Origin of the sequence: Pseudomonas sp. TH08, from assembly GCF_016651275.1 — a bacterium.
Taxonomy (GTDB): domain Bacteria; phylum Pseudomonadota; class Gammaproteobacteria; order Pseudomonadales; family Pseudomonadaceae; genus Aquipseudomonas.
Map to the genome: position 1 here is coordinate 998,283 of NZ_JAEKEE010000004.1, position 12,214 is coordinate 1,010,496.

The 12,214-nt window shown below is 59.0% G+C and carries 11 protein-coding genes; 3 read left to right on the forward strand and 8 right to left on the reverse strand.

What is annotated here, in order from left to right:
• Positions 1-9 precede the first annotated feature (9 nt).
• The 3 genes from JFT91_RS21480 to JFT91_RS21490 all read right to left on the reverse strand — a co-directional run bounded on the left by JFT91_RS21480 (position 10) and on the right by JFT91_RS21490 (position 2,749).
• Positions 10-1,296 carry an ATP-binding protein gene (locus JFT91_RS21480; protein WP_201233778.1) on the reverse strand — a complete coding sequence of 429 codons (1,287 nt, stop codon included), beginning with the start codon at positions 1,294-1,296 and terminating at the stop codon, positions 10-12.
• Complete coding sequence (locus tag JFT91_RS21485) at positions 1,297-2,004, reverse strand: response regulator (RefSeq protein ID WP_201234030.1); 708 nt, start codon at positions 2,002-2,004, stop codon at positions 1,297-1,299.
• 142 nt (positions 2,005-2,146) lie between these two features.
• On the reverse strand, positions 2,147-2,749 hold the full coding sequence (locus JFT91_RS21490; RefSeq protein ID WP_201233779.1) for a MiaE family protein: 603 nt from the start codon (positions 2,747-2,749) through the stop codon (positions 2,147-2,149).
• Positions 2,750-2,907: 158 nt separating this feature from the next.
• Here JFT91_RS21490 and uspL point away from each other — a divergent pair, with 158 nt between their 5' ends.
• Positions 2,908-3,771 (forward strand): universal stress protein UspL, encoded by an 864-nt coding sequence (gene uspL, locus JFT91_RS21495; RefSeq protein WP_201233780.1) that lies wholly within the window; start codon positions 2,908-2,910, stop codon positions 3,769-3,771.
• A 162-nt stretch (positions 3,772-3,933) separates the two neighbouring features.
• On the opposite strand, the gene JFT91_RS21500 is transcribed toward uspL, so the two are convergent.
• A complete protein-coding gene (locus JFT91_RS21500; protein WP_201226966.1) occupies positions 3,934-4,404 on the reverse strand; it encodes a DUF1289 domain-containing protein in 471 nt (156 codons plus the stop codon).
• A gap of 468 nt (positions 4,405-4,872) precedes the next feature.
• Between JFT91_RS21500 and acnB the strand changes: the two genes are divergently transcribed.
• Positions 4,873-7,482, forward strand: a complete 2,610-nt coding sequence (acnB, locus tag JFT91_RS21505) for a bifunctional aconitate hydratase 2/2-methylisocitrate dehydratase (RefSeq protein ID WP_201227121.1) — start codon at positions 4,873-4,875, stop codon at positions 7,480-7,482.
• Positions 7,483-7,650: 168 nt separating this feature from the next.
• On the opposite strand, the gene JFT91_RS21510 is transcribed toward acnB, so the two are convergent.
• From JFT91_RS21510 to JFT91_RS21525, 4 genes are all read right to left on the reverse strand, one after another.
• Positions 7,651-9,297 (reverse strand): SulP family inorganic anion transporter, encoded by a 1,647-nt coding sequence (locus JFT91_RS21510; RefSeq protein ID WP_201233781.1) that lies wholly within the window; start codon positions 9,295-9,297, stop codon positions 7,651-7,653.
• Positions 9,298-9,377: 80 nt separating this feature from the next.
• Positions 9,378-10,658 (reverse strand): serine/threonine transporter, encoded by a 1,281-nt coding sequence (locus tag JFT91_RS21515; RefSeq protein WP_201226258.1) that lies wholly within the window; start codon positions 10,656-10,658, stop codon positions 9,378-9,380.
• 251 nt (positions 10,659-10,909) lie between these two features.
• Positions 10,910-11,092 carry a hypothetical protein gene (locus JFT91_RS21520; RefSeq protein WP_201233782.1) on the reverse strand — a complete coding sequence of 61 codons (183 nt, stop codon included), beginning with the start codon at positions 11,090-11,092 and terminating at the stop codon, positions 10,910-10,912.
• 24 nt (positions 11,093-11,116) lie between these two features.
• The gene (locus tag JFT91_RS21525) at positions 11,117-11,311 is read right to left on the reverse strand and encodes a hypothetical protein (protein WP_201233783.1); all 195 of its coding nucleotides are present in this window, start codon (positions 11,309-11,311) and stop codon (positions 11,117-11,119) included.
• Between the two features lie 324 nt (positions 11,312-11,635).
• Here JFT91_RS21525 and JFT91_RS21530 point away from each other — a divergent pair, with 324 nt between their 5' ends.
• Positions 11,636-12,019: a tautomerase family protein gene (locus JFT91_RS21530; RefSeq protein WP_201226259.1), complete on the forward strand. Its 384-nt coding sequence runs from the start codon at positions 11,636-11,638 to the stop codon at positions 12,017-12,019.
• Positions 12,020-12,214: the final 195 nt, after the last annotated feature.

Consider the following 12,214-nt stretch of genomic DNA (forward strand, 5'->3'; position numbering starts at 1 on the left):
CAACACACGTCAATCCAGGTGCGCCCAGGTCATCCGAAACGACGCCCCACCCCATTCCGATTCCCAGACTTCAACCTGCCCGCCATGGGACTGCGACACCCGGCGCACCAACGCCAACCCCAAACCAAACCCGCCGGTACGCCGATCGCGACTGGCATCCAGCCGCGAGAATGGCTCGAAAATCTTCTCCCGCCCGTCTACCGGAACGCCCGGTCCATCGTCGTTGACGCGCACCTCGTAATAATCGCCGTGGCGTACCAGCGTCACTTCAACGCGCTGCTCGGCGTAACGAATTGCGTTGCGCAGCAGATTGATCACCGCTCGCGCCATAAAGCGCGGTTCGATGCGTACCGTTTCGAGCCGGCAATCGCCAATCAACAACTGCACCCCCGCCGCTTCCGCCTCCAGCGCGACGCTGCCAACGACACTGTCGAGCCAGTTGGCCGCCTGAATGTTTTCACGTTTGATCACCGTCGCACCGCGCTCAAGACTGGCGTAAGTAAGCAGTTCCGAAACCATCTCCTCCAACTCGCCGAGGTCGGCGTACATGTCGGCGATCAACTCGCGGTTCTGGCTGGCGTCCGGCTGTTGCTTGAGTTGGTCGAGCTCGAATGACAACCGCGCAATCGGCGTGCGCAGTTCGTGGGACACCGCGTTGGTCAGCTCGCGCTGATTGGCGATCAAGCCTTCGATACGTGCTGCCATCAGGTTGAAGTGCTCGGCCAGATCGCGAATGTTCGAACGCTTGGACAGTTGAATGCGCACCGCCAGATCGTTGTCGCCGAAGCGCTCGGCGGCCAGGCGCAGTTTCTCCAGATCGCGCCAGTGCGGGCGTACCCAGAAGAACAGGACGATGCCGATCAACACCGCGAGCATCATGTAAGCCACGGTGATGTAGAACGGCATCAGGCTCGGTTCAGGCGGCAACTTGATGCTGAGCAACTGCGACCCGCCGTCAATGTTGCTGATGAACTGCGTGTAGTTGTCGCGAATCACCAACAGATTCTGCGCCAGCTCGGTTTTTTCCTGTGGCGTCAGGGCCAGTTGATCGGCCTCGACCAGCGCCAATGAAAGGCCGTAATGTGGGCGCAAGGCCTCAAGCTGCTGCTCACGCGCTTTGCCCTGCTGATCGCGCATATGCTCGACCAGCGACCACGCCTGACCGCGCACCGCCTCGCGGTTGTATGCCTGCATCTGCCCGTCGAGCAAGGCGTTGAACGTGTGTTCTACGGTCTGCAACGCCAACACCAGACCGATTGTCATCACCACAAACAGCCCGAGAAATAACCGCAGCATCTACAGCTCCCACGCAAACGGATTGAACAGATAACCTTTGCCCCACACGGTCTTGATACACACCGGTTCACGGGGATTGTCCTTGAGTTTGTTGCGCAATTTGCTGATGTACACGTCGACGCTGCGGTTGAGCCCATCGAAAGCAATGCCGCGCATCCGGTTGAGAATGTCATCGCGCGAAAGGATCTTGCCGGCGGCGCTGGCCAGCAACCACAGCAGTTCGAATTCCATGGTGGTCATTTCGATGATCTCGCCCGCCAGGCGAACTTCGCGACAACTGCGGTCGATGCTCAACCGGCCAAACTCCATGAAACTGACCACGCCGCTGTCCGGCACCTGACGCCGTTGCAGGGCACGCAACCGAGCGAGCAGAACCGGTGGCTTGATCGGTTTGATCAGGTAGTCGTCGGCACCGGATTCCAGGCCGAGAATGTGGTCGAGGTCGTCTTCCTTGGCTGTCAGGATGACAATCGGTGTGTCCGAGACGCTGCGAATCTCGCGGCACACGTGCAGCCCGCTCTGCCCCGGCAGCATCAGGTCGAGCACCACCACTTTCGGTTTGAATTCGACAAACACGGCCATCGCCAGATCGCCGCGATGCACCGAGCGGACTTCGTAGCCATGTTGTTCGAGGAAGTGCGCGATCAGCGCGGCAAGACGCTCGTCGTCTTCCACCAGCAGGACTTTGCCAAAACCCAGGTTATCCATAACGACTGTGTGCCAACCCATGTGTGAAAGGGTCGTCATTATGGCGGCAATCGCTGGCGAGGCGTTTGCCTCAGGCAGCAAAAACCGGCCCCGGGGGCCGGTTTTCAGTGATGTTTCATACTCTTAAGAGTTTTTAACAATCTCAGGCAGGTACGCCGCTATGGAAGCGGAATTCTTCATCCGGGGATTCGATCAACTCTTGCTCCGCCGCGCGAACCCGCAGGATTACCTGTTCAACGTCCTTCGCATCACCGTACTGATACGCCAGCTTCAGATAACCCTGAAAATGCCGGGCCTCGCTTTTCAGCAGGCCAAAGTAGAACTTGCCGAGTTCTTCGTCCAAATGAGGCACCAATGCTTCGAACCGCTCACAACTGCGCGCCTCGATGAACGCGCCAACCACCAGCGTATCAACCAGTTTCACCGGCTCGTGACTGCGCACCACTTTGCGCAAGCTCGAGGCGTAACGGCCGGCGTGCAGCTGGCGCAGTTCGATCTTGCGGCGCTTCATCAGGCGCATCACCTGTTCGTGGTGCACCAGTTCTTCGCGGGCCAGACGCGACATCATGTTGATCAGGTCGACGTGGGAATGGTACTTGGCAATCAGGCTCAGCGCGGTGCTGGCGGCCTTGAACTCGCAGTTCTTGTGGTCGATCAGCAGGGTTTCCTGATCGGCCAGTGCCGCCTGGACCCAGGCGTCAGGTGTGCGGCAGCCAAGGAATTCGTGGATTTCGGGAAGGATCATGGGGCTCACGGTAAAGGTGTTCGAGCGAAGGGCGCCGATTATACCGGCCTGTCCGCAGACCACCAGTCGCCAGCGTTGATATGCATCAAGTCGCAGGCGCATGAGCAGCAACTATAGTTGAGCAACGCCGTGCCTTTTCTTTGCTGGAGACTCCGCTCATGCAAGCCATTCGCAGCATTCTGGTGGTCATCGAACCCGAACATTCGGAAAGCCTGGCGCTCAAGCGCGCCAAGTTGATCGCGGGCGTGACCCAGGCCCATCTGCACCTGTTGGTGTGCGACCGCAAGCACGACCACGCCGGCATGCTTGGCGTGCTTAAAGCCACGCTGTTGGCCGACGGTTACAGCGTCACCACCGAACAGGCGTGGAACGAGAGCCTGCACGAAACCATTATCGATGTGCAGCAGGCCGAGGGCTGCGGGCTGGTGGTCAAGCAACATTTCCCCGACAGCTCATTGAAAAAAGCCCTGCTGACCCCGGCCGACTGGAAACTGCTGCGCCACTGCCCGACCCCGGTGCTGCTGGTAAAAACCTCTACGCCCTGGAAGGACCGAGTGATTCTGGCGGCGGTCGATGTCGGCAATGCCGATGGCGAGCACCGGCATTTGCACACGACGATCATCGATCACGGCTATGACATTGCCAGCCTCGCCAAAGGGCATTTGCACGTGATCACTGCGCATCCGTCGCCCATGCTGTCAGCAGCCGATCCGACCTTCCAGCTCAAGGAAACCATCGAGGCGCGTTATCGCGACCAATGCCGGGCGTTCCAGGCAGAGTTTGATGTCGATGACGAGCATCTGCACATCGAGGAAGGCCCGGCAGATGTGTTGATTCCGTTCATGGCGCACAAGCTGCAGGCGGCGGTAACCGTGATCGGCACGGTGGCGCGGACCGGGTTGTCGGGGGCGTTGATCGGCAATACCGCTGAAGTGGTGCTGGATGCACTGGAGAGTGATGTGCTGGTGCTCAAGCCGCAGGAGGTTGAGGATCATCTGCTGGAGTTGGCGGTGAAACACTGAACAGCTCATATTGAAATGCGATCCCTGTAGGAGTGAGCCTGCTCGCGATGGCGGCGTGCCAGACAACAACAATGTCGACTGATAGACCGCTATCGCGAGCAGGCTCACTCCTACCATTGGAATGCATTGCAAAATGCGGGAGCGAGCCTGCTCGCGAAGCTTCTAGGCGCCGAAGGCGTCTTTCAGGAAACCGGGCGCGATGTAGCGCTGATAGTGCGCTTCCGACAGCAGGAAAAATTCCCGATCAATGGCATCGCGCAATTCCGGCAGGTTCCAGTCGCGAAACTCCGGCAGCAGGACCATCCCGTACGCGTCCAGATTAATGATCACCCGCGCCCCACGGGCAATCAGCTGATACGCCCAGCAATATTCCGACTGATGCGGCACGAAGCGGATCTTGCGCTGTTCAAGCTGCTGGCGCAGGCGCGCCGAATCAAAAATCTCGACCTTGCCCGCCATCACTTGTGACAGCAATTGTTCCAGACGCAGCCACACCGCGCGTTTTTCCTCCTCGTTGTATCCATTCCAATGGATCACTTCGTGATGGAAACGCTTGCAGCCACGGCACACCAGATCACCGTAAACAGTGGAGCAGAGGCCGACGCAGGGGGTCTTGATGGTCTGATTGGGCATAGGATGAACAAAACACTGAAACGCGGAACAGGTCGGCATGTTAGCCCTTTGTCGGGCATTGATCACCCCTCAAACATCAGGGGCAACGGCGTCACCGAAGTTTGACCGGGCCACGCACAACGCCACCAAAGTCCAATAGAGCCCGACTTACCTTTAAATTTTTTTTGCCGTAGAATCAGCCAGCCTTTTAAGGCGCCAATGTCCGTTAGAAGCTGTTTTCAAAGCGTCACGAGCACAGTCGTTCCTTCAGAGCGGTGTTGGCGAAGGGTTTTTCCAGCGGGGAAAAGCCCAACGCCAACCCTCATCAGCTCCCCGTTCTGCAGGCGTAAAACTTTGAAAGCAGCTTCTGTAAGGAATTGCCGGTAATTCTGGCCGAACGACCCACAACGTCGTGAGGCGCATGAGTACGGCAATTTCGGGATGAGCGTCCCGGACACCCATTTGGGACCACTGATGAGGGTAATAACTGTGCTTGAAGCCTACCGCAAACATATCGAAGAGCGTGCAGCCCTGGGTATCGTTCCCCAGCCGCTTAACGCCGAACAAACAGCAGGCCTGGTCGAGCTGCTGAAAAACCCTCCGGCTGGCGAAGAAGAATTTCTCGTTGACCTGATCACCAATCGCATTCCACCAGGCGTGGACGAAGCGGCTTATGTAAAAGCCGGCTTCCTGTCTGCACTGGCCAAGGGCGAAGTTTCCTCCCCTCTGCTGGACAAGAAACGCGCTGTAGAACTGCTCGGCACCATGCAGGGCGGCTACAACATCGTGACCCTGGTTGACCTGCTGGACGACGCCGAGCTGGCGCCAGTCGCTGCCGCGCAACTCAAGCACACCCTGCTGATGTTCGATGCGTTCCACGACGTCGCGGAAAAAGCCAAGAACGGCAACGTTCACGCTAAAGGCGTCCTGCAATCCTGGGCTGACGGCGAGTGGTTCAAGAACCGCCCGACGCTGGCCGACAAGATCAGCCTGCGCGTGTTCAAGGTCACCGGCGAAACCAACACCGACGACCTGTCCCCTGCTCCAGACGCCTGGTCCCGCCCGGACATCCCGCTGCACGCCCTGGCCATGCTGAAAATGGCTCGCGAAGGCATCGTTCCTGATCAGCAGGGCGCCATCGGCCCGATGAAGCAGATCGAAGAAATGCGCGGTCAAGGCTTCCCGATCGCCTACGTCGGTGACGTGGTCGGTACCGGTTCGTCGCGTAAATCCGCTACCAACTCGGTACTGTGGTTCTTCGGCGACGACGTTCCTTACGTGCCGAACAAGCGTGCTGGCGGTTTCTGCTTCGGCAGCAAAATCGCTCCGATCTTCTACAACACCATGGAAGATGCTGGCGCCCTGCCAATCGAGTTCGACGTTTCCAACATGAACATGGGCGACGTGATCGACCTGTACCCGCATGCTGGCAAAGTCTGCAAACACGGCACCGACGAAGTCCTGACCACCTTCGAAATGAAGACTCCGGTCCTGTTGGACGAAGTTCGTGCTGGCGGCCGTATCCCGCTGATCATCGGCCGTGGCCTGACCGAGAAGGCTCGCGCCGAACTGGGTCTGCCACCGTTCGACCTGTTCAAGAAGCCGGAAGCGCCGGCTGAAAGCACCAAGGGTTTCACCCTGGCGCAGAAAATGGTCGGCAAGGCTTGCGGTCTGGGTGAAGGCCAAGGCGTTCGTCCTGGCACCTACTGCGAACCGAAGATGACCACCGTGGGTTCTCAGGACACCACCGGTCCTATGACCCGTGACGAACTGAAAGACCTGGCGTGCCTGGGCTTCTCCGCTGATCTGGTGATGCAGTCCTTCTGCCACACCGCGGCCTATCCAAAGCCGATCGACGTAACCACCCACCACACCCTGCCTGACTTCATCATGACCCGCGGCGGCGTTTCCCTGCGTCCGGGCGACGGCATCATCCACTCGTGGCTGAACCGCATGCTGCTGCCAGACACCGTCGGTACCGGTGGTGACTCGCACACCCGTTTCCCGATGGGCATCTCGTTCCCGGCCGGTTCCGGTCTGGTCGCGTTCGCCGCCGCCACTGGCGTTATGCCGCTGGACATGCCGGAATCGATCCTGGTGCGTTTCAAAGGCAAAATGAAACCTGGCATCACCCTGCGCGACCTGGTTCATGCCATTCCTTACTTCGCCATCCAGAACGGTCTGCTGACCGTTGAGAAGAAAGGCAAGAAAAACGCCTTCTCCGGCCGCATCCTGGAAATCGAAGGTCTGGAAGGTCTGACCCTGGAACAGGCGTTCGAACTGTCCGACGCCTCGGCCGAACGTTCGGCTGCCGGTTGCACCATCAAGCTGTCGAAAGAGTCGATCACCGAGTACCTGAACTCCAACATCACTCTGCTGCGCTGGATGATCGGCGAAGGCTACGGCGATGCACGTACGCTGGAACGTCGCGCACAAGCGATGGAAGCCTGGGTTGCCAACCCGGAACTGATGGAAGCCGATGCCGACGCCGAGTACGCCGAAATCATCGAAATCGATCTGGCCGACATCAGCGAGCCTGTGCTCTGCGCGCCAAACGATCCGGACGACGCCCGTCTGCTGTCCAGCGTTGCTGGCGAGAAGATCGACGAAGTGTTCATCGGTTCGTGCATGACCAACATCGGTCACTTCCGCGCTGCCGGTAAACTGCTGGATCAGGTCAAGGGTCAGCTGCCAACCCGTCTGTGGCTCTCGCCGCCGACCAAAATGGACGCTCACCAACTGACCGAAGAAGGCTACTACGGCATCTACGGCAAGGCTGGCGCGCGCATGGAAATGCCGGGCTGCTCGCTGTGCATGGGTAACCAGGCACGCGTTGAGCCGAACGCGACTGTTGTGTCGACGTCGACCCGTAACTTCCCGAACCGTCTGGGCGACGGCGCGAACGTTTACCTGGCTTCGGCCGAGTTGGCGTCCGTGGCTTCGATCCTGGGTCGCCTGCCGACCGTCGAGGAGTACATGGAATACGCTGGCAAGATCGACAGCATGGCGGCCGATATCTACCGCTACCTGTCTTTCGACCAGATCGCCGAGTTCCGTGAAGCTGCTGCGAACGCCAACATTCCGGTCGTTCAAGCCTAACGTTACAACGCAATGAAAAACGCCGCCCATCGTCAGATGCGCGGCGTTTTTTTATGCCTTGGAATACCGCTCCCCTGTAGGAGTGAGCCTGCTCGCGATAGCGGTGTGTCAGTCAAACTTGTATCAACTGGCAGACCGCTATCGCGAGCAGGCTCACTCCTACAGGGGTTATGTGTTGAGCTTGAGGGCTTTCTGCACCGCACCATCAACGCTCAAGCCACTGAGGATCACGCCGTTGGCCGACACTTCGGGTAATGCCTCCAGCACCACCAACGCCTCATGTTTGAGTCGCGCCAGAATCAGCAGCTTGCCTTCCTGATGCACCCGCAGGAAAAACTCTTGCAGCGCCTCGATGCTGGTGCCATCCAGATCCGGTGATTCTTCCAGACTGAGAATCACCGCGTGCAACGGTTCCTGCGAATGCCGAATCAAGCGTAACGCCGCGCCGAGGATCCGCTCGACATTGGCAAAGAACAGCGCCTCGCCCGGCCGGACGATCAACACCCCCGGCTCGCCGATTGCCGTCGGATGGCGCTGTTGATCGACAAAGTCATGCCCGCCGTCAATTCGCCCCAGCACCTGAATGTCCGCCGACGACATCTGCTTGAGCATCAGCAAGACACTGATCGCCACCGCCACCAGCAAACCGTCGAGCACACCGAGCACCAGCACCGCCGCCACCGCGCACAGCACCAGCACGCGGTCGCGACGCCAGATGAAATAACGCCCCAATGGCTGCAGACTCAAACCGCGCCCCAACGCGTGCATGACAATCGCCGCCAATACCGGCTCAGGGGTCAAAGCGATCCACGGCAACACGGTCAGCACGATGATCAGCACCACCAACGCAGCCACCCCGCCAGCCCAACGTGATGTGGCACCCGCCGCCTCATTCGCCGATGTCGCCGAATACCCCGCACCCGCCGGCATGCCATGGAACAACCCGGACAACAGATTCGCCGCCCCCAGCGCCAGCAAGTCACGGTTGGAGGTCACGCGGTCGCCGTGTTTCAACGCAAACGAGCTGATCGAGCCATAAGATTCCGCGTACAGAATCATCACCAGGGCAAAACCGACTTCGCCCAAACGCAGCCAGTCGGCGAACGGCAAGGCCGGCAGGTTTGGCAGTTCCAGGCTCAGGTCGATAACGCCGATCAGCTTCACGCCATACCCCGGCAGGTTCAACCATTGCCCCGCCGCGATGCCAATCACCACCACCAGCAAACCGCCCGGCAAACGTGGGAACCGCGAAAACAGGCCTAGCAGCACTAGCGCCATCGCCGCGACGCCCGCAGCCGGCCAGTTCCAGTGCGGCAATTGTTCCAGTAATTGTGGGGCGAAACGCACCAGATTGGCGTCGGTCAGGTGCACACCCACCACGCTGGCGACCTGCTTGAGGATGATCGTCAGCGCCAGCCCGAAGGCAAACCCGCGCAGTACCGGTTTGGCGATAAACGCAGTGACGCTGCCAAGCCGAAAAACCCCGGCCAGCATAAACAGCGCGCCCGTGACCAATACCAGACCGACCGCGAGGGTTGAACGCAGCTGCGCATCACCGCTGGCCAGCGTCGCCGTAGCCGCCGCCAGTACCGCCGCAGAAGAAGATGTCGCCGAAACAATGGCGAAGCGGCTGGTGCCAAACAGCCCGTAACAGAGCAGTCCGGCAAACAGCGCAATCACCCCGGCTTGGGGCGCCAGCGCGGCGATGGTCGAGTACGCCACCGCCTCGGGCAGAAGCAGACCGGCAATCGACAGACCGGCGAGCACATCCTGCCAGCGGTTGGGGGGGTTAACGGATGGCGGGACGCTCGACAATCCACTGTCTCCAGACGAAAAAAAGCCGCTGTGCGCATCACGCACAGCGGCCACTGTAGCTGAGTATCCGAGGCTTTGGCTTAAGCCGTCAGCGAATAAATCAACGCAGAGATCGCCACCAGGCCCACCGCGGTGACAAACACGTTCGACGCCTGGCCACGATAACGCGCCATCGCTGGCACTTTACGAATGGCGTACATCGGCATCAGGAACAGAATCGCCGCGATCACCGGGCCACCGACGGTCTCGATCATGCCGAGAATGCTCGGGTTCAGGGTCGCCACGATCCAGCAGATAATCAGCATGAACGCCGCGACAATGATATCCAGCGCCTTGGCGCTCGGACGGTTGCCGCTCTTGATGATCAGGCCTTTCAGACCTTCGCTCGCACCGATGTAATGACCGAGGAACGACTTGGAGATCGCCACAAATGCAATCAACGGCGCCGCGAAGGCGATGGTCGGATTGCTGAAGTGGTTGGCTAGGTACGACAGGATCGACAGGTTCTGCGCCTTCGCTTCCGCCAGTTGCTCCGGCGACAGGGTCAGCACGCAACTGAACACGAAGAACAGCACCATCAGCACCATCAGCGCATGGGCACGAGACAGGATCTGCGAGCTGCGCTCTTCAGCGTGAACGCCGTAACGGCGCTTTTGATCGACCGCAAACGCCGAAATGATCGGCGAGTGGTTGAACGAGAACACCATCACCGGAATCGCCAGCCACAGCGTATGCAGCAAGGCCGACGGTGCGGGCACGTGCGACGCGGTGGCGAGGATGCCGCCGTTCCAGTGCGGAATCAGGTAAATCGCCAAAAACAGCAGCGCGACGATAAACGGGTAGACCATCAGGCTCATGGCCTTGACGATCGCCTGCTCGCCGCAACGCACCACGGCCAGCAGGCCAAGGATCAGCACCAACGACAGCCAGATGCGCGGTGGCGGCGTGATGTGCAGTTGGTGCTCAAGGAAGCTGGCGACGGTGTTGGTCAGGCCGACGCTGTAGATCAGCAGGATCGGGAAGATCGCGAAGAAGTACAGCAGCGTGATCAGCGCACCGGCCTTGATGCCGAAATGCTCCTCGACCACTTCCGTGATGTCGGCGCCTTCGCGACCGGAGAGCACAAAACGGGTCAGGCCACGGTGCGCGAAGAACGTCATCGGGAACGCCAGCAACGCGAGGATCACCAGCGGCCAGAAGCCACCCAACCCTGCGTTGATCGGCAAAAACAGGGTGCCGGCGCCGATGGCCGTCCCGAACAGTCCCAACATCCAGGTGGTGTCCTGGCGATTCCAGCTCGACAGCTCGGCTGGTGCTGCTGCTTCAAAGCGTTGGTCGACGCTTTTGGCCTGATCATTCATCCGGTCGGATCTCCGCATTCCGGTCACTTGCCACTCGGTCAGAACGCGTCGGAAAAAACCGACAGACATGCTCCGGCCGAAACAGGGGCGCGATTCTCCGCGATAAATGAGCAGAAGCAAAGACTTAGCTGAGGAATGGTTGTGCGGAGCAGATTAGCGGGATGTCGTTTTTGGGAAAATGTCTGTCGCCACAAGGTATGCGTGGTGTCGTTTTTTGATAAGAGCCAACGCCGACGACGAGCAAAACGTAATTAGATTGAACGCATGACTATCAATCCGATTGTGAGGAACGCCAGGCCAAACAAAAAACCGAGACTGAACCTGAACAGTTCCGACCGAATTTCCGCTGGGGAGAGGCCTTGTATTTCGTCGGCAAGTTCGGCGTCTTCTCGATACAGTCGCTCAATTCTGGCTACGCGTTCTTCCAGGGTCATGATAATTCTCCTCAGCGGGTTAATTTAGAACTTCACCAAAAGGCTTAATACGGCAGCAAGCGCGGTTAAGACCCCAGTACCTACCGCGACGGGATACCAGAACTTTTCTCGCTTGAACTTGCTTTCCTCCGCCATGAGCTTAAGTCTCTCGACAACAAGTTTGCGTATTTCATTTTGTAGCCTCTCAAGTTCCAGATTTTCGCGATCATTCTGAAGCATGTGCCTTCCTTGGCTGTTGGCAGTCACTGCCCGGACTACTTTGTATCCTCATGATTTCCTATTCATCCCGAGCCAGATAGCGGATGAATCCGGCGGTTTTGTAGGCAGAATCCGGGAATCAGGTAGGCTGCCTCGTACCCCCTGCCCCTTCGCGGGCAAGCCAGCTCCCACAAGGATTTGGGATATGGTCACGATTGTTTGAGCACCGCAGGACCTGTGGGAGCTGGCTTGCCAGCGAAAGCGTCCGTTCAAACACCCGATTCTCCAAATCTGGCCCAAATGGTCTAGCGTGTATAAGTCCCTGCCCCCATGGAGTCTCTGCCCATGCCTCTCGTTCGCGTCGAAATCAGAAAAAACCCCGATCCCACCTTCGCAAAACGCATCGGCGAGCAGATCTACGCCGCCATGCGCAGCGCGATCAATGTGCCGGAGCACGATAACTTCCAGATCCTCAACGAACACGACGGCGAGCATTTCATTTTCGATCCGCAATACCTGGGCATCCAGCGCAGCGACCAACTGATCATCATCCAGATCACCCTCAATGAGGGCCGAACGCTGGAGGCGAAAAAAGCTCTGTACCAGACCATCGCCCACAACCTCAATACGCAACTGGGCGTTCGCCTCGAAGACGTGTTCATCAATCTGGTGGAAGTGAAAAAAGAGAATTGGTCATTCGGCAACGGCATCGCCCAATACGCCAGTTGACAGCCCGTGGACGCCGCCAGCATGATCAGCCCCATGAACCTTCGCGCGCTGCACCTCACCCGCACCACCACGACCGCCACCGGCGGGTCGTGGTGTTTGTGCGTGAGGTAAATCCAGCGCAGTGAACCCAAGGCCCCGCCAGCAATGGACGGGGCCTTGTTGTTTCTCCCGTCCGTGCGGCAGCTTTTGCCACCC